At 63.3% G+C, this 21314-nt stretch carries 17 protein-coding genes; 6 read left to right on the plus strand and 11 right to left on the minus strand.

Translation table 11 applies throughout. The features are described from left to right. Positions 1–10: 10 nt before the first annotated feature. Positions 11–4183 carry a PAS domain-containing hybrid sensor histidine kinase/response regulator gene (locus tag G7016_RS05550; protein ID WP_181111850.1) on the plus strand — a complete coding sequence of 1391 codons (4173 nt, stop codon included), beginning with the start codon at positions 11–13 and terminating at the stop codon, positions 4181–4183. Positions 4184–4285: 102 nt separating this feature from the next. Next, positions 4286–4564: a DUF6021 family protein gene (locus tag G7016_RS05555; RefSeq protein ID WP_181112217.1), complete on the plus strand. Its 279-nt coding sequence runs from the start codon at positions 4286–4288 to the stop codon at positions 4562–4564. Positions 4565–4604: 40 nt separating this feature from the next. Here the strand turns inward: G7016_RS05555 and G7016_RS05560 are convergent, their stop codons facing one another. The 5 genes from G7016_RS05560 to G7016_RS05580 all read right to left on the minus strand — a co-directional run bounded on the left by G7016_RS05560 (position 4605) and on the right by G7016_RS05580 (position 11112). Then, positions 4605–4946 carry an FxLYD domain-containing protein gene (locus G7016_RS05560; protein WP_181111851.1) on the minus strand — a complete coding sequence of 114 codons (342 nt, stop codon included), beginning with the start codon at positions 4944–4946 and terminating at the stop codon, positions 4605–4607. A gap of 173 nt (positions 4947–5119) precedes the next feature. Continuing rightward, on the minus strand, positions 5120–5530 hold the full coding sequence (locus G7016_RS05565) for a low affinity iron permease family protein (RefSeq protein WP_181111852.1): 411 nt from the start codon (positions 5528–5530) through the stop codon (positions 5120–5122). A gap of 73 nt (positions 5531–5603) precedes the next feature. Beyond that, on the minus strand, positions 5604–7532 hold the full coding sequence (locus G7016_RS05570) for a DNA topoisomerase III (protein ID WP_181111853.1): 1929 nt from the start codon (positions 7530–7532) through the stop codon (positions 5604–5606). Between the two features lie 85 nt (positions 7533–7617). Next, positions 7618–9957: an FdhF/YdeP family oxidoreductase gene (locus G7016_RS05575; protein WP_181111854.1), complete on the minus strand. Its 2340-nt coding sequence runs from the start codon at positions 9955–9957 to the stop codon at positions 7618–7620. Positions 9958–10074: 117 nt separating this feature from the next. Beyond that, a complete protein-coding gene (locus G7016_RS05580) occupies positions 10075–11112 on the minus strand; it encodes an NADP(H)-dependent aldo-keto reductase (protein ID WP_181111855.1) in 1038 nt (345 codons plus the stop codon). Between the two features lie 312 nt (positions 11113–11424). Here G7016_RS05580 and G7016_RS05585 point away from each other — a divergent pair, with 312 nt between their 5' ends. Then, the gene (locus G7016_RS05585; RefSeq protein ID WP_181111856.1) at positions 11425–11613 is read left to right on the plus strand and encodes a hypothetical protein; all 189 of its coding nucleotides are present in this window, start codon (positions 11425–11427) and stop codon (positions 11611–11613) included. Positions 11614–11676: 63 nt separating this feature from the next. Here G7016_RS05585 and G7016_RS05590 read toward each other — a convergent pair whose 3' ends face one another. From G7016_RS05590 to G7016_RS05605, 4 genes are all read right to left on the minus strand, one after another. After that, positions 11677–12804, minus strand: a complete 1128-nt coding sequence (locus G7016_RS05590; RefSeq protein ID WP_181111857.1) for a mechanosensitive ion channel family protein — start codon at positions 12802–12804, stop codon at positions 11677–11679. Positions 12805–12876: 72 nt separating this feature from the next. Beyond that, the gene (locus G7016_RS05595) at positions 12877–13164 is read right to left on the minus strand and encodes a hypothetical protein (protein WP_181111858.1); all 288 of its coding nucleotides are present in this window, start codon (positions 13162–13164) and stop codon (positions 12877–12879) included. A gap of 3 nt (positions 13165–13167) precedes the next feature. Beyond that, positions 13168–13341, minus strand: a complete 174-nt coding sequence (locus G7016_RS05600; protein ID WP_181111859.1) for a hypothetical protein — start codon at positions 13339–13341, stop codon at positions 13168–13170. 56 nt (positions 13342–13397) lie between these two features. Then, positions 13398–13790: a hypothetical protein gene (locus G7016_RS05605; RefSeq protein ID WP_181111860.1), complete on the minus strand. Its 393-nt coding sequence runs from the start codon at positions 13788–13790 to the stop codon at positions 13398–13400. Positions 13791–13913: 123 nt separating this feature from the next. Between G7016_RS05605 and G7016_RS05610 the strand changes: the two genes are divergently transcribed. Beyond that, positions 13914–14441: a DUF4946 domain-containing protein gene (locus G7016_RS05610; RefSeq protein ID WP_181111861.1), complete on the plus strand. Its 528-nt coding sequence runs from the start codon at positions 13914–13916 to the stop codon at positions 14439–14441. 23 nt (positions 14442–14464) lie between these two features. Beyond that, on the plus strand, positions 14465–15157 hold the full coding sequence (locus G7016_RS05615; protein ID WP_181111862.1) for a metallophosphoesterase: 693 nt from the start codon (positions 14465–14467) through the stop codon (positions 15155–15157). Between the two features lie 71 nt (positions 15158–15228). On the opposite strand, the gene G7016_RS05620 is transcribed toward G7016_RS05615, so the two are convergent. Beyond that, entirely contained in the window at positions 15229–16761 is a 1533-nt protein-coding gene (locus tag G7016_RS05620) for a sensor domain-containing diguanylate cyclase (RefSeq protein ID WP_181111863.1), read from the minus strand. Between the two features lie 228 nt (positions 16762–16989). On the opposite strand from G7016_RS05620, the gene treS reads away from it, so the two are divergent. Then, entirely contained in the window at positions 16990–19056 is a 2067-nt protein-coding gene (treS, locus tag G7016_RS05625) for a maltose alpha-D-glucosyltransferase (RefSeq protein ID WP_181111864.1), read from the plus strand. Between the two features lie 175 nt (positions 19057–19231). Here the strand turns inward: treS and tkt are convergent, their stop codons facing one another. Further along, positions 19232–21304 carry a transketolase gene (gene tkt, locus G7016_RS05630; protein ID WP_181111865.1) on the minus strand — a complete coding sequence of 691 codons (2073 nt, stop codon included), beginning with the start codon at positions 21302–21304 and terminating at the stop codon, positions 19232–19234. Between the last annotated feature and the right edge of the window lie 10 nt (positions 21305–21314).

Genomic DNA, 21314 nt, shown 5'->3' on the forward strand with positions numbered 1-21314 from the left:
AAAAGTCACGATGAGCACAAGGACGCGTTCCAGTTTTTATCCCACTGCGTTGGTAACGCTGGTGATCGGCTTGCTGTTGTCCGCAACCGGCGCCTGGCTGATGGGCCAGGCCAACCAGGCGCGGATCGACCAGGCGGTGGACGACATCGTTCACGACACCACCGAGGCGATCTTCAGCCGCGTGCAGATGTATCAGTATGGGCTGCGCGGCGTACGCGGGGCGGTGCTTACCGCCGGGCCGGAAAACCTGACCCTGTCGTTGTTCCGGCGTTACAGCGAATCCCGCGACATCGGCACTGAGTTCCCGGGTGCGCGCGGGTTCGGGTTTGTCCGGCGAGTGCCGTCCACGGCCGAGGCCGCGTTCGTGGCCCGTGCGCGCGCCGACAACCGGCCGGATTTCACCATCAGCAACCTGGGCCCCCATGAAGGCGATCGCTGGGTGATCGAATACATCGAGCCCAACCGAGGCAATCGCAGCGCCCTGGGTTTCGATATAGCGTCAGAACCCAACCGGCGCCGCGCCGCTCAAGAGGCGGTCGATACCGGGGAGGTTCGCCTTACCCAGCCTATTACGCTGATGCAGGAGCAATCGAAGCCGCAACAATCCTTCCTGATGCTGATGCCGATTTATCGTGTGCCCAGAACCCCGGCCACGGTGGATGAGCGACGCGCGGAGCTGGTGGGCTTCAGTTACGCCCCGCTGCTGATGACCGAAGTGCTGCAGGGGCTTCGCATCGACCCTCAATTGCTGAACGTGCAGCTATCGGACGTTTCGGCTAATGGCGTGCCGGGGATCTTCTTCAACAATCATCAGGGAAATGACGTTGCATCGGCGCTACGCCCGCAGCATTTTGAACGCGACATGTTCGGTCGCCGCTGGTCGTTCGAATTCAGCGTCACTCCCGCCTTCATTGACCGCCAGGGGGTAATCCCGGCGGCCTACCTCTGGCTGGGCGGTATTCTTGCCAGCCTGGTGCTTGCCGGGCTGGCTGGCGCCATTGCTGTAAGCCGGGCGCAGCGGCGTGAAATCCTGTACGCGCGGATGGAGCTGGGTGCCATCGTGGAGAGCGCCTCGGATGCCATCATCGGCAAAAGCCTGGACGGCATTATCAGCAGCTGGAACCGGGGCGCCGAACACTTGTTCGGATTCACGGCCGAAGAGGCAATCGGCCGACCAATTACCCGGCTGATCGTACCGGCGGACCGTGTCGACGAAGAGAACAGCATGCTGGCGCGGATCGCACACGGCGACCCGGTGACACACTACGAGACCGTGCGCTTTCACAAGAATGGCCAGCAGTTGCAGGTTTCCATTACCCCGTCGCCGGTACACGGGCCCGGGGGGCAAGTGGTCGGGGCTTCGGTCACCGCCCGGGACATCACCCTGCAAAAGGCCCAGACCGCCCGTATCCAGGTGCAGAACGAAGAGCTGAAGGAGCAGGTGCATGACAGCCAGGCCACCACCCAGGCGATCCTGGATACCGTGGTGGACCCGGTAGTGAGCATTGACGAGGGCGGCAAGGTGCTCTCGTTCAACCCCGCCAGCACCCGGGTATTTGGCTATTCAGCCGAGGAGATCATCGGCCAGCATGTGACGCGCCTGATCCCCGAAAGCGATTGGTCAGCCTACGAACGTTTTGTCGAGCGCACCCTGGAAAAAGCTGTGCCTTCTTCCCGCAGCCAGGAAATCCGCGGCCTGCGCAAGGATGGCAGCGTGTTCCCCGCCAGGGTGTCCGTGGGCCTGAAGTACAGCGCCGAAGCCCGGGTATTCGTGTGCGTGGTGACCGACATCACCAGCGAGCAGAAGCAGCGCAACGACCTGCTTGCTGCCCGCGACCACCTGCTGTTGGCTGCCGATGCCGCTGAATTGGGCATCTGGACGTTCAATCTGCAGGACCGCTCGCTGAGCTGGAACGACCGCATGTACGAACTTTACGGGCTGGTGCCTGCCCGTGGCGAACGCACGCTGCACTATGAAGACTGGCTGCGTTGCCTGTATCCCGAAGACCTCCCGCGCTGCGACGATGCCATGCGTGCCCTGCTGGAGCATGAGGAGCCTTACGCGCTGGTGTTCCGTGCCCGCTTGCCGGACGGCCAGTTGCGCCATATCCAGGCCAGCGCCCGCGCGGAGCGGGACCCCGGCGGCAAACCTCTGCATGTGACCGGCATCAACCGCGACATCACCTTGCAACAGGAAATCGAGGCCACGTTGCGCCAGGCCAAGGCCAGCGCGGACGAAGCGAGCGCGGCCAAATCGGCATTCCTGGCCAACATGAGCCACGAGATCCGTACGCCGCTCAACGCGGTGCTGGGCATGCTACAGCTGGTGCAGCGCACTGCGTTGGATGCCCAGCAGCGCGACTATGTGGCCAAGGCACGACAAGCGGCCCGTTCGCTGTTGGAACTGCTGAACGATATCCTCGACTATTCGAAGATCGAGGCCGGCAAGCTCAAGCTGGATAACCATACGTTCGAGCTGGATGGCCTGTTGACCGAGCTGGCGGTGATCATTGCCGGTAACCAGGGCACGCGGGATGTGGAGGCGGTGTTCGACATCGACCCGGCGGTGCCCTCGATGCTGGTGGGCGACGCACTGCGGCTCAAGCAGGTGCTGGTCAACCTGGTGGGCAACGCGCTGAAGTTCACACTCGACGGTGAAGTGGTGATCCGGCTCACGGTGGTGCACCGCGAAGACGGCCACGTCACGCTGCGCTTCAGCGTGAGTGACAGCGGGATCGGCATCAGCCCGGAACAGCAGGAGCGTATCTTCGAGGGGTTCAGCCAGGCCGAAACGTCCACCTCGCGCCGCTTTGGCGGAACAGGCCTGGGCCTTGTGATCAGCAACCGGCTGGTGTCGCTGATGGGCGGCGAGCTCAAGCTGGAGAGTGAAGTGGACGTGGGCAGCCGCTTCTGGTTCGACGTGCCGCTCAAGGTTCAGGATGGCGGCGACGTGCCGCTTCCCGTACCGGGCCGGCGGTTGCCGCTGCGGCTGCTGGTGGTCGATGACAACCCCACCAGCGCAGACGTGCTTTCCCGCACCGTGGAAGCGTTGGGCTGGACCGCCCAGCACGCCTTGTCGGGGCACGAGGCATTGGAGCGCATCCGCCGTGTGGCCGGAACCGCCGCGCCTTATAACCTTATCCTGATGGACTGGCGCATGCCCGACCTCGACGGTGTAGCCACGGCGCGGCTGATTCATGATGGCCTCCCGGAAGGCCAGGTGCCGCACATGGTGATGGTGACCGCCTATGCCGATCAGCTGTCGCTGGTAGCGCCGGAACAACACCGAGGCTTGTTTGCAGCCACCTTGAGCAAGCCGGTAACGCCTCGGCAATTGCGCGACTGTGTACTGGGCGTGGTTGAAGGGCGCCCGCTGGTGCCGGCATTGCCCCCGCCCGAGCGCCAGCCCAAGCGCCTGGCCGGGTTGCACGTACTGGTAGTGGAAGACAACGCGGTGAACCGGCAGGTTGCCAGTGGCCTGTTGCACCTGGAAGGCGCGAATGTGACCCTGGCCGGTAATGGCTTTGAAGCCATCGCGGCACTCGACGAGGCGCCCAATACGTACGACGCGGTGCTGATGGACGTGCAAATGCCGGAAATGGATGGTCTGGAAGCGACCCGGCGCATACGCCAGGACTTGCGCTTCGAGGCCCTGCCGATCATTGCCATGACCGCTAACGCCGCAACCGAAGACAGGCACGCCTGCCTGGCCGCTGGCATGGACGATCACATCACCAAGCCCGTCGACCTCGCAGGGCTGGTAAGCAGCTTGACTAGGTGGGTAGAAGGCGCACGCCCAGTGCCCGTGCTTGTACCGGTCCAGGAGGAGGGGGGCCTGCTTGAGGCCTGGCCAACCGTGACCGGCCGCTTTGGCGGGGATCTGGACCTACTGCGCAACGTGCTGGAAATCTTTGCAACGGATACCCGTGAACTGCTCAAGCGCCTGGATGAGCTTGCCCGCAGCGGCGATCGCGCTGCCGCCAGGGCGATCTTCCATGCGATAAAAGGTAGCGCGGCCAATATCGGCGCCAAGGCGCTTTCCCAGCGTGCCGGCAAACTGGAAGCAAGCCTGGAGCGCGGCGAGGCGGAAACGGTGGAGGGCGTGGCTACCGGTGCCTTTGCTCAAGAGCTGGTCATGCTGCTGGAGGCTAGCGAAGCGCAGATGCAGGATCGGCTCAAATAACGAGTGGCCTACGCTGGGCCACTCGCCACTCGTCTTTTGAAGGGCACCAACGGCTCCGCTGGGCTTCCAACTCAAGTACCCCTGATAAAGAGAGCGAGTACCATGGCAATCGAAGGCAAAGACCCGCAACCTCAGAACCAGGGCCTGGCGCCCGAGCGTATCGAACCTGACCTTACACCAGCCCCTGGGACTCCCCGCCCAGGTGCCAGTGGCGCAAAGAGCGACGAGGCCGAGCTGGGCTTCGATCCAGAGTCGCCGGACCTCAAAGACCCCCAGATTGATCCGATGCACCCGGCCAAGGCACCTTCGGGGCCGGCGGGGAACACCGAAAAACGCGCCAAGGGCGACAGCTATCCCCCGTATGGCGGCGCCAAGGGCTGATCGGTGGGTTTAGAACGTCAGGAGCATCGTCGCCGAGGGCCTACTGTGCAAGCAAGGCTCTGTCCACCGGCTCCAGACGGGTGCTTACACTGATTTGGGGGTCTCTTGCGCTGATGGCGTGAATACCCCCGCTTCCCTCGTCCAACGGTTGCCATAGGCGCCAGGCCTGCCCGGGCTCCAGTGGCGGCACGGCCACTGTGGCGCGGCTGATCACCTGATTCGCCTTGGCGACGGCAAGGGCGATCGTCGCCCCGGTGACTGGCTGGTCGCTGACATTGATAACCGTACCCGTCACGCTCGTAATGTGCCCGGTGTCCACCAGGCGCACGTTACGCACTTCCAGCTCCGCGCCGAGCGCTGGGGCCGCGCAAACGATGCCCATACATGTTGCCAGTGCCCAATAGCGCATGTTCCAACCCCTGGGTTGCGTTTCGACGAGCGATGCTACGCAGGGCCGCTGCGCATTCGCACGGCGCGGGTGATTTGGAAAGACCAGCGGTCAATCCGGCAGGAGAGCCCGTCAAGCACCCGGCATAAGCGGGCGTCAACATCCATTCAGGTGCCTTGTGGCTCATCCTTGGCGGTGAGGGTGGTTTCTTCCTGCAACAGCTCTACCTGTTCACCCTTGCCCATGCTCTTGTACTGCTTGCGAATTGTTTTCAATTGGCGAGCATCCAGGTCGTCCAGGTTAAGCACCGCCATGCGGGCCTCCTTGGTGGCCCTGAGCAGTTCGTCGATCTTGATGTGCAGCACATCGTTGTCACGGTTTTGCGTGTTCTGGATCACGAACACCATCAGGAAGGTGATGATGGTGGTAGAGGTGTTGATGATCAGCTGCCAGGTGTCGTTGTAATGGAACCAGGGGCCGGTCGCCGCCCATAGCACTATCAGCACAAGCGCCGTAGCGAAGGCTTTGGGGCTGCCGGCGCGCTTGGAGAGCGCCTGGGAGAAACTGGAAAAATTCATCGTGGTTACCTCGTTGTTTTACAAGATAAAAGACCACGCGAGTGAGCGAACGGCAGCAGGCCTGAATGATATTTCATTCAGCCGGGGCTGTTCGCTTGCGCCCCTTGCCAGCGGGAGCACGGCGAGTTCCGGCAGGTTTGCGCTTCTTTTTCCATGCCGGCGCCTTCGCCTGGCCCTTGATAGTGACGTTCAGGCCCTTGCATCGCTCCACCAGTTTGCTCATCCATGCCGATTGCCGCGCAAGGAACTCTTCCAGCGGCATCTCCCCGCTTTGCACCATGTCCAACGCCTGTTCCCAGATGGCCGTGGTACCGGGATCGGTGATCGCCCGGGGTACGGCGTCCACCAGGCTGCAGCCGGCAGGTGTGGCCGCAAGCGCCTTGCCCGCCTTGGTGAGGTAGCCGCGGTCGAGCAACCCTTGAATGATGCCGGCACGCGTGGCCTCGGTACCGATGCCGGTGGTTTCCTTGAGCTTCTGTTTGAGCTTGGGGTCTTCCACCAGCCGGGCGACGTTCTTCATGGCGCTGATGAGGTCGCCTTCGGTGAAGGGCTTGGGCGGCTGGGTCCAGTTATTCTTTAGCTGCACGTCGCGCACCGGGCACTGATCCCCCCGGGCAAGCGGCGGCAGCGGTTGCGCCGGCTCTCGCCCTGGCTGCGCAGCGAGCGCTTCCGGCAAGGCGCGCTTCCAGCCCGGTTCGATCACCTGCTTGCCGGTAGCCAGCAGCGTTTCCCCGGCGCACTCGAAGGTGGCCCGGGTGCGGTCGTAGCTGTGCTCGGGCAGAAACTGCGCCAGGTACCGCGCGCGGATCAATGAGTACACCTGGCGGTGCCGCGGCGGCAGTTTGTCCAGGTTGGGCGCCACGGTGGTAGGAATGATGCCGTGGTGGGCAGAGACCTTGGCATCGTTCCAGGCCCGGGAACGCCGGCCAGGGTTGATGTGGTCGAACAGCGGCGCAAGGGTTGGGTCTGCCCGCTTCAACCCGGCCAGTACCGCAGGGGCCTCGGCATGCTGGCTCATTGGCAGGTAGCCGCAATCGCTGCGAGGGTAAGTGATCGCCTTGTAGGTTTCGTACAAGGCCTGGGCGATGTCCAGCGTTTCCTGGGCGCCCAGCCCGAATTTGCGCGAGCACAGCTGTTGCAGTGTGCCCAGGTCGAAGGGCAGCGGTGCCGTTTCCTTCATGCGCTCGGTGCGCACGTCTGTAACCTGGGCGCTGGGCGCGCTGGCCATTTTAGCCCTGGCGGCCTCGGCAATCGGCTGTTGCAGACAGCGGCCTTCTTCATCACACGCCGACTTCGGCGCCTGCCATTGTGCGATGAAAACTTGCCGCGCGGCCTCCAGCTTCACGTCGATACCCCACCAGGCCACAGGCTGGAACGCGGCAATGCTGCGGTCGCGATCAACCACCAGCCGCAGGGTTGGGGTTTGCACCCGGCCAACGGGCAGTACGCCTTGATAGCCCGAGCGCTGACCGAGCAACGTGAACAGGCGGCTGAGGTTCATCCCGATCAGCCAATCGGCGCGGGACCGGCCAAGGGCGCAGTGATACAGGCTGAAGGTGGAGGCGCCCGGGCGCAACGCTGCCAAGGCCTTTTGAATGGAGGCGTCGTCGAGCGCCGACAACCATAGCCGCTGGACCGGGCCCCGGTACCGGCAGTGGTCGAGCAGCTCGCGGGCGATCATTTCTCCTTCGCGGTCTGCGTCGGTGGCGATCACCACCTCACCGGCCTGGCCCAGCAACCGCTTCACCGCCTTGAACTGCGAGGCGGTCTTGGGCTTGACCTGCATGCGCCACTGCTCCGGCACGATGGGAAGGTGCTCAAGGCGCCATTGCTTGTAGCGGGGGTCGTAGGCGTCGGGCGGGGCGGTTTCGAGCAGGTGCCCGATGCACCAGGTTACGGTAACCCCGGCGCCCGTAAGGCAGCCGTCACCCTTGCCACGGGCGCCGAGCGCCTTGGCGATATCCCGCGCCTGGGAAGGTTTTTCACACAAAAACAGCCGCATCACGTTTACCCATTGCCACACCCGCCAAGGATGGCGGGGGCAGCGGCACGATGCAAGCAAATAAGTGTATATCTGTACAGTAGGTTCAGCCGCGCTTGAGCTCGATCGGCACCGCGCCAGGCTCCATGCTTGCACGCATCAGGGTCACGGGAATGGACTTGGCCGCCGGTACCTTGCTCTTCTCGGCGTAATGCCATAAAGGCACCAATGGATTGCATTCGGGGTAGTACCCGCCGCAGCATCCGGCCGGGATGTCATACGCAAGGACTTGTAACGGCCCCACCGTGCGCGGCACGTCGGTTTCCACTGCGGTGGTCACTTTCACCCAAGCCCCGGGCGCGAAGCCCATGCGCGTGATGTCGTTGGTGTTCATCAGCAGCACCTTGCGGGTGCCCTTCACGCCACGGAAGCGGTCGTCATAGCCGTATATCGTAGTGTTGAACTGGTCGTTGCTGCGCAGCGTCATCAGTTGCAACACGTCGCGGCGGCCCTCGCCGGCGTTCACATCGTCGTTGGTGTCCAGGGTGGGCATGGTGGTGAATTGCGCCTTGCCGCTTTCGGTTTTCCATTGCCGTTGGGCAGCAGGGATGGGACGATGGAAGCCGCCGGGCTCGGCCATGCGCACTTCCAGGTCGTGGAAGGTTTCCGGGTAGACCGCCGCAATGGCCTCGCGAACCTTGCGGTAATCGCGCCGCCAGGCGGCCCAGTCCAGTTTCGGATTCGGCGGGAGGGTAGCCTGGGCGATGCCCGCGATAATCGCAGGTTCGGACAACAGGTCCTCGCTGGCCGGTTCGCTCTGGCCCCGCCAGCCGTGAATGCACCCTGTGCTGTCTTCGGTCGCCCATTGCTGTTCCACGCCGTCCTGGCGATCGATTTCGATACGCCCCAGGCAGGGCAGCAGCCACTGGCTTGCACCCGGCAGCAGGTGGCTGCGATTCAGTTTGGTAGCTACCTGTACGTTAAGCTCCAGGCGCTGCCACGCGGGCTCCATACGGGAGGTATCCGGCACGGCGCGCACGAAGTTGCCACCCAGGCCGATAAACCCCTTTACACGGCCGTCCAGCATGCCTTCGCAGGCGTCCACGGTGCAAAAGCCTTTCTCGTCCGGCACCTTGATGCCCAGCACCTGCTCGATCAGCTCACCAGGTACTTTCTTCGGGTCTTCGGTAATCCCCACCGTGCGCTGGCCCTGAACGTTGGAGTGCCCACGCACGGGGCAGATCCCGGCGCCGGGCTTACCGATATTGCCTCGCAGCAACAGCAGGTTTACCAGCATCTGTACATTGGCTACGCCGTGGCGGTGCTGCGTGAGCCCCATCCCATACACGCCCATTACCCGTTCACTTGGCGCATACACTCTGGCAGCGGCTTCCATTGCGCCGCGGCCAAGGCCGGCGCGGCGTTCGAGCGTTTCCCAGGAGTAGCCGTCGATCTGGGCAATCAAGGCCTCGAAGCCGGTAGTGTGCTCGGCAATGAATGCGCGGTCTATCACACCGGGCTGGCCAGCCGCCAAAGCCTCTGCGTCCAACGCCAGCAGGGCCTTGATGATGCCTGCCATGGCGGCCAGGTCCCCGCCGATCGCAACCTGATGGTACTGGGTGCTGATAAGCGTGGACTCAGGCCCCAGCATTTCCACCGGGCTTTGTGGGTTCACAAACCGCTCAAGGCCCCGTTCGCGCAGCGGGTTGAACGTGATGATCTGCGCGTCGCGCTTACGCGCTTCCTGTAAGGGGTGAAGCATCCGCGGGCTGTTGCTGCCAACGTTCTGCCCGAAGAAGAAAAAGCAATCGGTGTGCTCGAAATCCGCCAGGGTAACCGTGCCCACTGGCACGCCGATGCTCTCTTGCAGGCCCACCGACGTGCTTTCATGGCACATATTGCTGCTGTCGGGCAGGTGGTTATTCCCATAGGCCCGCGCCAGCAGCTGATACATGAACGAGGCTTCCAGCGAGGCCCGCCCGGAGGCATAGAACACCACGCTTTCCCGAGGCAACCGTTTCAGGGTTTCACCGATCGCGGCGAAAGCGTCTTCCCATGCCACGGGCCGGTAGGTGTCGGTGGTGGCGTCGTAGCGAAGCGGGTGGGTGATGCGCCCCTGTTGCTCAAGGTCGTGGTCCGGCCAGGTGCGCAACTCGGTCAAGGTGTGTTTGCTGAAAAAATCCACGTCAGCACGCAGGGAGGTGAGCTCCCATGCGGTGGCCTTCGCGCCGTTCTCGCAAAACTCCAACGGGTGAGGTTTGCCGGGTTTGGCCCAGGCGCAGCTTACACAGGCGAAGCCGTCAGGCTTGTTCTGTTTGAGCAGCGCTGCCGGGCCCTTGCCCAGGGCCTTCTCGCGCAACAGGATGGCTGCCACCGACTGCGCCGAGCCCCAGCCGCCCGCAGCGTGGGTGTAAGGTTTGAAGCGGGCATGAGGGGGCAGGTGCATGATGGCGGCCTTCGCGAAGTCATATTCTGTTACGACTTTACGAAGCGGCCAAAGGTTCGGCTAGGCGGCCCGGTGGCCTGGCGCTCGATGAGCGGCCAGGCTAGCGGCTTCGCAGGATCAAGGGGCAGGGTTGGGATGACGGGTGTGAATCGCCTCGATGCCTGCGCGAACCTCGTCGGTAAGTTTCACCTCGATGCTGGCCAGGTTGCTGCGCAACTGCTCCAGGGTGGTAGCACCGATGATGTTGCTGGTCACGAACGGCTGTTCGGTCACGTATTGCAGCGCCATCTGGGCTGGGTCCAGGCCGTGCTGGCGAGCCAGCGCAACATAGGCTTCGGCGGCGGCTTCGGCTTGCGGGTTGTTGTAGCGCTGGAACCGTTCGAACAGGGTCAAGCGACCCGCCTCCGGGCGCGCGCCGCCCAGGTATTTGCCCGACAACACACCGAACGCTAGTGGCGAGTACGCCAGCAGGCCGATCTGCTCGCGCAGGGCGATCTCTGCCAGGCCCACTTCAAAACTGCGGTTGAGCAGGTTGTAAGGGTTCTGGATCGACACCGCGCGCGGCCAGCCGCGGGTTTCGGCCAGGTGCAGGAAGCGCTGGGTGCCCCAGGGCGTTTCGTTGGACAGGCCGATATGGCGAACCTTGCCCGCTTTCACCGCTTCGTCGAGTGCCTCGAGGGTTTCTTCGATGGGGGTGAACACGTCGGTCTCGTCGTGCTGGTAGCCAAGCACACCGAAGAAGTTGGTTTTACGGTCGGGCCAATGCAGTTGGTAAAGGTCCAGGTAATCGGTATTCAGGCGCTTGAGCGAGGCGTCGAGGGCCGCGTTGATGTTCTTGCGGTCCAGCCGGGGGTTGCCGTCGCGGATGTGGTCCATGCGGCCCGGGCCGGCCACCTTGCTGGCCAGTATCCAGTCGGCACGGTCCCCGTGTTCGCGGAAATAGTTGCCAATGATCTCCTCGGTGCGGGTATAGGTTTCGCCGCGCGGCGGTACCGGGTACATCTCGGCCGTGTCCATGAACGTCACGCCGGCATCTTTGGCGAGGCGAATCTGCTCGAACGCTTCGGCCTGGGTGTTCTGCTCGCCCCAGGTCATGGTACCCAGCGCAATGGCGCTGACCTTGAGCTCGGTTTTCCCCAATACGCGATAGTGCATGAAAGCTCCTGTGTGCAAGCGGGCCTCGATGGCCCCGGAATATTGAACGGATGGTGCGTCACCTTTCGTGCATTCGCCCGACCGGTGAGACAGATTGCCGCACGACTGTTCGTCGTAATGCCTAGCAGGCTAACTATTTGGCTACCTCTGGTTCGGTTATCATACAACCGCTGCGACAGCCGCATGGCGGTCGTCATCGCCCGTGCCCAGCCAATCCCGACGTATCCACATTCAGAGAGGTCAACCCAAACCATGGGGCGCCAAGTATTGCTCTACTTGACACATTTCTTCAAACGCCTGCAGGACATTTTCATGTCCCCGGCCCAGGATGAGGCCGAGCGCGGCACCCCGCCGCTGGCCGTGCTGACGATCGTTGTATTGGGCATGTACATCGCTGGTGGCCTGGGCTTCTTCGTGAAAACCCACTACTGGGATCACCTCACCGACGCGCAGAAAGCCGTGGTGATCGAATCGATGGCTTCTACCGAACAAACGTTGTAAACCCCAGCGGCCCGTGCCGCCCGGCTGTACTACCCGCACTGCGGGCATCTCACAAGAACAAATTCAAACAGGTGGTTGGCGCTCGACGATATCGGTCTTCACAGGCTGATGCGCATCGGGACGGACGGTCTTTGTCTGCAATTCGGCACGCAGCTGAGGCAGACATTGCGGAAATTCGTGGTTGATGAAGGTGATCAGCCGCTCGCGCATATGGCAACGCGCGTCCCAATTGCGGGAAGAGTCCAGCGAGCTGAGCAATATCCGCAGCTGCATGGACTTTTCACTGGTATCGGTGACCTGAAGCACGCATACACGGCCATCCCACAGGTGAGGGATTTCCGCGCAGATGCGTTTCACTTCCTCGCGCAATACCTCCAGCGGGAGCGAGTAGTCGACCCACAGGAATACCGAGCCGATGAGGCTGGACGCGCTGCGGGTCCAGTTCTGGAAGGGTTTTTCAATAAAGTAGGTAAGCGGCACCACCAGCCGACGCTCATCCCAGATTTTCACCACCACGTAGCTGCCGGTGATTTCCTCGATTCGCCCCCATTCGCCTTCCACGATCACCACGTCGTCCAGGCGGATGGGCTGGGAAATGGCGATTTGCAGGCCGGCAATCAGGTTGCCTAATACCGGCTTGGCGGCAAAGCCCGCCGCCAGCCCTGCCAGCCCCGCCGAGGCAAGCAGGCTGGTACCCACCTGGCGCACCGCCGGGAAGCTCATCAGAATCAGGCCGCTGCCGAACAGGATGACCACCACATTCAAGCAACGCACCAGCACCCGCACCTGGGTCTGAATGCGCCGCGCGGTGAGGTTGTCCTCGATGTCCAGCGGGTTGCGGATGGCGATGGTATCCGCGACAGCCGCCACGCAACGCAAGCCCAGCCAGGTGAAGGCGATGACCACGAGCAGCCCGTTCACGTGGCGCACGGTGTTGATCATCGGCAGGTCGTCGGGCGCAGAGGTCCATACCGATTGCAGCGCCAGCAATGGCATCAGCCATAACGAAGGCGGCCGCGCCTTGGAGATCAACTGCTGGGCCAGCAACATGCGGCGGGCGATACGCTTGAGCACGGTGAGCCCAAGCCAGCGCACCACCAGCGTGAACAGCACGGCGGCCAGCGCCGCGATCAGCGTACTCAGCCAGGGCAGGGGGATGCGGTCCAGCCAGGATTCGGGAATCAGGTCCATCGGTACGCCTCGGGTAGCTTCAAACGATACCGACCCGAGGCAGGCCGGCGCGGTTCCCGCCGAGGTGTCTATTCAGCGGTTGCCAGCGGTTTGGGGCCCATTACTGCGCTTGGAGGGGGCTTCGACGATTACGCTTGCGTTGCGCCTCAAGCCGCGGCAGTTCATGACGCACAAACACCCCTGCAACACGATCAGCGCCCAGGCCTGGCTGTGCACCCCCCATATGACCCACAGCAGGTTGCTGAGCAGGAACAGCCAGAACCCGGCCATGCGCCGCCGGGGCTGTTGCGAGCCTACCAGCCAGGCGGCGACAACGGTGGCCAGCATCGCCGGCCACTGAGTCCAGTCGACGTACAGCATCGCTCACTCCTGATCGTCGTCCTCGATCAGCGGAACGGTGGCGTCGTCCATCTCCGAGCCGGGGTCTTCATTGAAAGGATCGTTGAGCACCTTGGCATTGGCGGGCTTGGCGGGGTCGTTGACGAAGGGTACGCCACTGGGGCCTTGCTGCTCGGTGCCTTTGGTTTGCGGGTTCATGGTCAGCTCCTTTGCGGTGGGTGATAAATGACACACCTGCATAAGGGAGGCGATCGTCAGGCCAAAGGTTCCCGCCATTGCACCAGGTTGCCCTCCGGGTCATAGCCCTCGCAGGCGCGGAAGCCCGGGCCCACCCACTCGGCCTCTTCGCTTTCGACCCCCCCGCCCAGCATCGGGCTCAGGGTATGCACCAGTGCCAGCGAGGCCACGGGAAAGATCAGCTTGACCGGCACATCGGTACGCCGCAGGGGCGGGGAGGCAATGATCAGGTTGTCCGCCACGATCTGCGGCAGCGCGTGCAATACCAGCATGTAATGGGGCGATTCGAGCACGATGCGCCCTTCGGCGCGAACCTTGACCGGCAGCCCGGCGACCTGCGAGTAGAACGCCGCCATGCGCTCCAGGTCTTTGGCGAACAACAAGGCGCCGGCTTTGGGCAGTTCGGACATTACACGTCTCCGCAACAAGGTGCGTCACCCTAAGAGAGCCCGCACGCGCTGTCCAGTCTACCGCGCTGTACGAACTGTAGCGCGGCTGCGAGACTAGGTGCTTTTTCGAGGAAGGCTGCGCTCATGCAGAACCGCTTGGCTGTGCTGGTGGTCTCTATCTTCGGTGCTGTGGCCTGTGCCATGGCGGACGACACCGTGGTCGCGTGGCCGCCGGGGTGGCAGGTGGAGCCGATCCCCGCCGAGGCGGGCAGCGATGTAATACGCCAGCGCGCGGTGATGCTTGATACCCGTGGCGACCCTGCCATGGTGGTAGAGCTTAGTCAAAGCCCGGTAGAGGCAGGGCACGTGGTGAACGTGGCAGGGGTGGTGCTGGAAATGCGCAAGGCGGTACAAAAGAACTTTTCCCAAGGCGGCTATCAAAGTGCTTGCACGCGAGTCAAAGCCAGTAGCCTGAACGAGGTACCGGCGGCCGAAACGACTTGCACCATCACCCTCAATGGCGGGCATGTGATTACCCAGACACTGGTGGCGGCAGCCGGGGCGCGCAAGGCGTGGGCGCTGTCGTACGCGGGAACGCCTGCGGGATACCAGGCCAACGAAGGCGCGGTGCTGGAGATTCGCAACTCGTTGGTGCTGGACGCAGAACAATGACCGGGCCGGCACAGGAGCACGCCATGGCGCGATTCGAACACTTTGGGCCAAATCTGGTTGGCCGCGATTATGCGGTGGGGGACATTCACGGGCATTTCAGCCGCCTTGAGGCAACCTTGGACCGTGCGCGGTTCGATGCGTCGCGCGACCGTCTGTTCAGCGTGGGCGACCTGGTAGACCGCGGCCCGGAAAGCCCGCGCGCGCTGGAGTGGCTGGAGCAGCCGTGGTTCTACGCGGTGCAGGGCAACCATGAAGTGCTCACTCGCCAGTTCGTGGACGGCGACCCGCAGCTCAACCCTCGTGATTACCTCAACAGCGGGGGCGCCTGGTTCATGCAAAGCCCGGTGGAAACCCAGCGGCGCTTCGCCGACCGCTTCGCCAGGTTACCCGTGGCGCTGGAAGTGGAAACCGCCCAGGGCCTGGTTGGGCTGGTGCACGCCCATTGCCCGTTTTCCAGCTGGACCACCCTGCGTGAATACCTGACCGGCGCCTTGCCGTATGCGATCGAGCTCGAGGAGGCCTTTCAATGGTCCCGCGCCCGGCTCAAGCAACGGGACGAAAGCGAGGTGCGCGACGTGCGCGCGGTGGTGGTAGGCCATACGCCCTTGCGCCGGCCGAGGCGCCTGGGGAACGTGTGGCATATTGATACGGCTGGCTGGAGCGAGGGCTATTTCAGCCTGCTCGAATTGGGGCAATTGCGCGTGGTGCAAGCGTAGCGCGCCTGCCTCTGTAGAAGTGGGCGCAAGCCCTCGAACGTGGCCCATCGGACTCCGAGCCGCGATTATTCCTACACCGGTTGCGTGCAGGCGGGGTACACCTGATTCCTGCCCTGGGCCTTGGCGCGGTACAGCGCCGCATCCGCCGCCTCCACCAGTGCCTGAGGCCTTGGCGGCAATTCACGGTCGAACCACATGTAGGCGCCGGCGCTCACGGTCACGGTGCCATACGGGCTGCCCGTATGAGGAATGCTCAACCCGCGTACGGCTTCGACCATACGTTCGGCCACGCGTACCGCGCCGGCCAGGTCGCACTCAGGCAGCAGCACCAGCAGCTCCTCGCCGCCATACCTTACTACCAGGTCGCCGGCACGCCCCACGCTCGCCACAACGGCTTGGCCCACATCGCGAATGCAGGCATCCCCCGCCGGGTGACCATAGATGTCGTTGTAAGCCTTGAAGTGGTCGATATCCAGCATGATCACGCCCAACGGGCGGCCATTGCGCCGCGCGCGGCCGATCTCCATCGGCAGTGCCTGGTCCAGCTGGCGGCGGTTGGCCAGGCCCGTGAGGCTGTCTTGCATGGCCATCAGCTCCAGCGCGGCATGGGCATTGCGCAGCTCAGCTTCGGTTTGTGCCGTTTGCCGGATCTGCCGGATCAGCATCGCACCGAAAATGCCCGTGGCTGACAGCAGCAGAAGGATCACCATTGCCGTGCGCAGCATATTCTGCCGCCAGTTGGCGAGCAGGAAAGTCTTGGACTCGGCCGCCAGTACCACCAGTGGGTACTGGCTCACTGCCCGGTAGCCGTACAAGCGCTCTACGCCATCCACCACGGAAGGCAGCATGCGGGTGCCAGCGGTGGCATTGGGCAATAGCTGGGAAAACACCACACCCTTGGCAATGCTGGTACCGATCAGTTGCTCGTCATAGGGGCGGCGCACCAGCACTGTGCCGTCGGCCAGTACCAGGTTTATTACCCCGTCGGGATCAAGGCTGTAGCTTTCGTAGAAGCGCTTGAAGTACTCGACCTTGATGGTTGCAAGTGCCACCCCGGCGAAGCGCCCGTCGCTGTCGTTGATACGGCGCGACAGTGTAATGATCAGGTCACCGGTGGAGCGGCTGCGGATCACCGGGCCCAGATGCGCGTTGAGGTCGTTATGGGTGCGGTGGTAAATGAAGTAATCGCGGTCAGCGTTATTGGCATTAGGTGGGTTGGCCTCGTTGGAACTGACCACCCAGCGGCCGTCGCGGTCGTAAATGAACAGGCCGTGCAATTGCTCCAGTGAACCGGTGAGCCGCTTCATCAGCCGGTGCAGGCGCAGCCGTTGCAGCTCGCCCTCGGTACCATCCACCTGGGCCCGCTCCACCATGCCGATCAACACGGTATCGGCTTCCTCGAACGTGTGGCCCGCGTGTTCGGCCAGCGAACGTGCCATGTTGGAGGCGTTGGTTTGCGCTGTGAGCAAGGCCTGGTGCCGGGAGGTCCAGCTTTGCCAGATGTCCAGCCCCACCAGGGACGACACAACGATCACGATCAGCATCAGCGCTACCGTGACCGGGCTCCTCTGGGCGAGGGGATGAGGGGGGCGGCTATCAGGCATTCGCGCTCGCTGTACAGGTTCTGACTATGGGCAGGTCGCCCGACGAAGCCGGTGCGCTGCAAGCGAAGCCGGGGGCGGGGCCGCTACAGCTGGGAGCGTAGCGGGTGACCGTCGGGGCGAATGATGACTGCCGCGCCGCATGGCTGCAACAACAGGGCGTGTTTTCCCATGCAACGTTCGCCGTGCGCGGCACTCTGAACAGAATCCATTGCAACGGAAGGTAGCCCTATGACCACTCCTGATCCGGATTACGTGCGCTGGCTGGTGGAGCGCTCCATGCTCAACGCCGCCAAGCAGCGGGCCAAGCTGTATTCAGGGCAAGCCCGGCTATGGCAGAGGCCCTTCGCCCAAGCCCGGCCACGGGACGCCTCGGCCATCGCTTCGGTGTGGTTCACGGCTTATCCCGCGTCGATCGTGACCCGTGAAGGGGGCTCTGTGTTGCAAGCGCTGGGCGATGAAACCCTGTGGCATGCCTTGTCGGAGATCGGCATCCAGGGCATCCATAACGGCCCGCTGAAGTTATCCGGCGGCCTGCGCGGGCGCACCCAGACGCCTACCATCGACGGTAACTTCGACCGCATCAGTTTCGATATCGACCCGGCCCTTGGGACCGAGGCAGAGCTTGTGGCCCTCGCGCGCCTGGCGGCAGCGCACAACGCGGTGGTGATCGAGGATGCCATCCCGTCTCATACCGGCAAGGGCGCGGACTATCGCCTGGCTGAAATGGCCTACGAGGAGTACCCGGGGCTGTTCCACATGGTGGAAATCCGCGAGGAAGACTGGGGCCTGCTGCCGGAAGTACCGCCGGGGCGCGATGCGGTGAACCTGCCGCCGGCGCTGGTGGATACCCTGCGCGACAAGCACTACATTGTCGGCCAGCTGCAACGGGTGATCTTCTTCGAGCCGGGCGTGAAGGAAACCGACTGGAGCGCCACGCCAGTGGTCACGGGTGTGGACGGCAAGGCGCGGCGCTGGGTGTACCTGCATTACTTCAAGGAAGGCCAGCCTTCATTGAATTGGCTGGACCCAAGCTTTGCGGCGCAACAGATGATCATCGGCGACGCCTTGCATGCCATTGACGTGGTGGGCGCGCGCATTCTGAGGCTCGATGCCAACGGTTTCCTGGGTGTGGAGCGCCGGCCGGAAGGCAATGCCTGGTCCGAAAGCCACCCGCTGTCGGTCAACGGCAACCAGTTGCTGGGCGGCGCTATACGCAAGGCGGGTGGTTTCAGCTTCCAGGAACTGAACCTGACCATCGATGACATCGCGGCCATGTCCCATGGCGGTGCCGATCTGTCTTATGACTTCATCACCCGCCCGGCTTATCAGCACGCTTTGTTGACCGGGCGCACCGAATTCCTGCGGCTGATGCTCAAGGAAATGCACCGCTTCGGCATCGACCCGGCCTCGCTGATCCACGCCTTGCAGAACCACGATGAGCTTACCCTGGAGCTGGTGCACTTCTGGACCCTGCACGCCCATGACCAATTCATGTACCAGGGCCAGACCTTCCCGGGGAACATCCTGCGCGAGCACATTCGCGAGGAGATGTACGAGCGGCTCGCGGGCGAACACGCGCCGTATAACCTCAAGTTCGTCACCAATGGAGTGTCCTGCACCACCGCCAGTATCATCACCGCCGCGCTGGGGATCCGCGACCTGGACACCCTCACTGCCGAAGACGTGAAGCGTATCCAGCACATTCACCTGTTGCTGGTGATGTACAACGCCATGCAGCCAGGGGTGTTCGCGTTGTCCGGTTGGGACCTGGCCGGCGCATTGCCGGTGCCGCCGGACCAGGTGGCGCATTTGATGGGCGATGGCGACACCCGCTGGATTCATCGCGGCGCCTATGACCTGGTGGATCTGGACCCTGACGCCGAGGTCTCTGTGGGCGGCATGCCCAAGGCCCGCGCGTTGTACGGTAGCCTGGTAGAACAGTTACAGCGCCCGGATTCGTTTGCTTCGCAACTGAAGAAAATCCTCGCGGTACGCCGTGCCTATGACATTGCCGCCAGCAAGCAGATCATGGTGCCGGACACCGAGCACCCTTCGTTGCTGATCATGGTTCATGAGTTGCCCGCAGGCAAAGGCACCCAAATCACCGCGCTGAACTTCGGCAACGAAGCGCTCGTGGAAACCCTTCACCTGCCTGGCATTGCGCCCGGCCCGGTAGTGGACATTATCAACGAGCGGGTGGAAGGGGACTTGAGTGAACACGGAGACTTCACCATCAGCCTCGACCCATACGAAGGCCTGGCGTTACGCGTGGTGAGCGCGTCATTGCCGTTGTAGCGCCCATTGTGGGAGGCGGGGGCCGGCCTTCCGGCGAAGCCGACACCAAGGGGTTTAGTGGTGCTCCTGTTCGCGAGCTTCGCCCGCTTCCCACAGAGGTACAAGCTCCCTCAGGGTATCAGGATGAACCCTGTAGGAGCCGGGTGTAGCCGAAGGCGGAACTCGCGAATAGGGGCTATCGGATCTGCTCTTTCGCCAGCTTCACCACGTTCTCGACGGTAAAGCCAAACTGCGCCTGCAGCTTGCTGATGGGGGCGGAGGCGCCGAAGGTGTTCATCACTACTTTGGCGCCGGTGTTGCCCACATACCGGTCCCAACCCAAGGGGCCGGCCTGTTCGATGGCCACCCGGGCGGTGATCGCTGGCGGCAGGACGCTGTCCTTGTAGGCGGTGTCCTGCTCCTCGAACAACTCCCAGCACGGCATCGAAACCACGCGGCTGTCGATACCTTCAGCCTTGAGCTTGTCATGGGCTTCCACTGCCAGGCTCAGCTCGCTGCCCGTGGCCAGCAGAATCACTTTCGGGGACTCACCGTCGGCCAGCACGTAGGCGCCTTTCTCTACATTGTCCGCGCTGGCAGAGCGCTCCCGATCAAGGGTCGGCAGCGGTTGCCGACTGAGGATGATGCAGGAAGGACGATCGGTCTGCTTCAATGCGATCTTCCACGCCTGCGCGGTTTCGTTGGCGTCGCCCGGGCGAAGTGTGAGCACGCCTGGGGTGGCGCGCAGTTGCGCCAATTGCTCGATCGGCTGATGGGTCGGCCCGTCTTCGCCCACGCCGATAGAGTCGTGGGTGAACACGAACACCACCGGCAGCTCCATGATCGAAGCCAGGCGGATTGGCGGCTTCATATAGTCGCTGAATACCAGGAACGTGGAGGTGTACGGCCGCAGGTAACACAAGGCCATGCCATTGGCGATGGCGCCCATGGCGTGCTCGCGCACCCCGAAGTGCAGGTTTCGCCCGTTGTAGCTGGCGGCCTGGAAGCTGCCCGCGCCTTCGAACGTAAGGTTGGTCTTGGTGGACGGGGACAGGTCGGCCGAGCCGCCGAGCAGCCATGGGATTCGCTCGGCGTAGGCATTCAACACCTTACCGCCCGATTGCCGGCTGGCGACGCCTTTGGCATCGGTCGGGAAGGGTTCGATAGACGCATCCCAGCCTTCAGGCATCTGGCCGGCCCGCATGCGTACCAGATCATCGGCCAGCGCCGGCTCCTGGTTTTCCAGCGCCGCGAGCGCCGCTTCCCAAGCGCAATAAGCCTCCTGATTCCGTTCGCGCAAGGTGGCTTGCAACCAGCCCTTGGCATCCTCGGGCACGCTGAACTGCGCGTCCGGGTCCCAGCCGTAGGCTTTCTTGGCGAGGCGGATTTCCTCTTCGCCCAACGGCTCGCCGTGGGCAGCCGCCGAATTGTGCTTATTAGGCGCGCCATAGCCGATCACGCTGTCCACCACGATGAGCAGGGGCGCGTTGCCGCCGCCTTCGAACTGTTCCAGCGCTTGGGAAAGGGCCGTAGTGTCGTTCGCATCGGTCACGTGCAGGGTGTTCCAGCCGTAGCCTTGGAAGCGGGTGATCACGTTCTCGCTGAACGCCAGTTCCGTATGGCCTTCAATGCTGATGGTGTTGTTGTCGTAGATCCAGCACAGGTTGCCCAGCTTCAGGTGGCCTGCCAGGGAAGCGGCTTCACCGCTGATCCCCTCCATCATGTCGCCGTCACCGCAAATGGCGAACACGCGGTAGTCGAACAGCGTGTTGGCGGCGCGGTTGAAGCGTTCGCCAAGCCAGTGGCTGGCCATGGCCATGCCCACACTGTTGGCGCAGCCCTGGCCGAGCGGGCCAGTGGTGGTTTCCACGCCGGTGGTCATGCGGTATTCGGGGTGGCCAGGGGTTTTGGAGGACATCTGCCGGAACTGCTTGATGTCGTCCAGGCTCACTGCCGGTTCACCGGTGGGTTTGCCATCGGCGTCGATCTCCACCACACCGGCCAGGTGCAGGATCGAATACAGCAGCATCGAGGCGTGGCCGGCCGACAACACGAAGCGATCGCGGTTGGGCCAGTCAGGGTGATCGGGGTGGTAACGAAGGAAGCGGCTCCACAGCGTATACGCCACAGGCGCAAGGGCCATGGGCGTGCCGGGGTGTCCCGAATTGGCCTTTTGCACGGCATCCATGCTCAAGGTACGGATGGTGTCGGTGCACAAGCGATCGCGCGCATCGCGGTCGGCGGCAGGGAGGGAGGAGGGTGCTTGCATGGTTGGGGGT

This window comes from Pseudomonas japonica (genome assembly GCF_013522925.1).
GTDB lineage: Bacteria > Pseudomonadota > Gammaproteobacteria > Pseudomonadales > Pseudomonadaceae > Aquipseudomonas > Aquipseudomonas japonica_A.

Bases quoted from the DNA above. Each gene is read 5' to 3' on its own strand.
- G7016_RS05550 (WP_181111850.1), top strand. From the start codon at position 11: ATGAGCACAAGGACGCGTTCCAGTTTTTATCCCACTGCGTTGGTAACG.
- G7016_RS05555 (WP_181112217.1), top strand. From the start codon at position 4,286: ATGGCAATCGAAGGCAAAGACCCGCAACCTCAGAACCAGGGCCTGGCG.
- G7016_RS05560 (WP_181111851.1), bottom strand. From the start codon at position 4,946: ATGGGCATCGTTTGCGCGGCCCCAGCGCTCGGCGCGGAGCTGGAAGTG.
- G7016_RS05565 (WP_181111852.1), bottom strand. From the start codon at position 5,530: ATGAATTTTTCCAGTTTCTCCCAGGCGCTCTCCAAGCGCGCCGGCAGC.
- G7016_RS05570 (WP_181111853.1), bottom strand. From the start codon at position 7,532: ATGCGGCTGTTTTTGTGTGAAAAACCTTCCCAGGCGCGGGATATCGCC.
- G7016_RS05575 (WP_181111854.1), bottom strand. From the start codon at position 9,957: ATGCACCTGCCCCCTCATGCCCGCTTCAAACCTTACACCCACGCTGCG.
- G7016_RS05580 (WP_181111855.1), bottom strand. From the start codon at position 11,112: ATGCACTATCGCGTATTGGGGAAAACCGAGCTCAAGGTCAGCGCCATT.
- G7016_RS05585 (WP_181111856.1), top strand. From the start codon at position 11,425: ATGTCCCCGGCCCAGGATGAGGCCGAGCGCGGCACCCCGCCGCTGGCC.
- G7016_RS05590 (WP_181111857.1), bottom strand. From the start codon at position 12,804: ATGGACCTGATTCCCGAATCCTGGCTGGACCGCATCCCCCTGCCCTGG.
- G7016_RS05595 (WP_181111858.1), bottom strand. From the start codon at position 13,164: ATGCTGTACGTCGACTGGACTCAGTGGCCGGCGATGCTGGCCACCGTT.
- G7016_RS05600 (WP_181111859.1), bottom strand. From the start codon at position 13,341: ATGAACCCGCAAACCAAAGGCACCGAGCAGCAAGGCCCCAGTGGCGTA.
- G7016_RS05605 (WP_181111860.1), bottom strand. From the start codon at position 13,790: ATGTCCGAACTGCCCAAAGCCGGCGCCTTGTTGTTCGCCAAAGACCTG.
- G7016_RS05610 (WP_181111861.1), top strand. From the start codon at position 13,914: ATGCAGAACCGCTTGGCTGTGCTGGTGGTCTCTATCTTCGGTGCTGTG.
- G7016_RS05615 (WP_181111862.1), top strand. From the start codon at position 14,465: ATGGCGCGATTCGAACACTTTGGGCCAAATCTGGTTGGCCGCGATTAT.
- G7016_RS05620 (WP_181111863.1), bottom strand. From the start codon at position 16,761: ATGCCTGATAGCCGCCCCCCTCATCCCCTCGCCCAGAGGAGCCCGGTC.
- treS (WP_181111864.1), top strand. From the start codon at position 16,990: ATGACCACTCCTGATCCGGATTACGTGCGCTGGCTGGTGGAGCGCTCC.
- tkt (WP_181111865.1), bottom strand. From the start codon at position 21,304: ATGCAAGCACCCTCCTCCCTCCCTGCCGCCGACCGCGATGCGCGCGAT.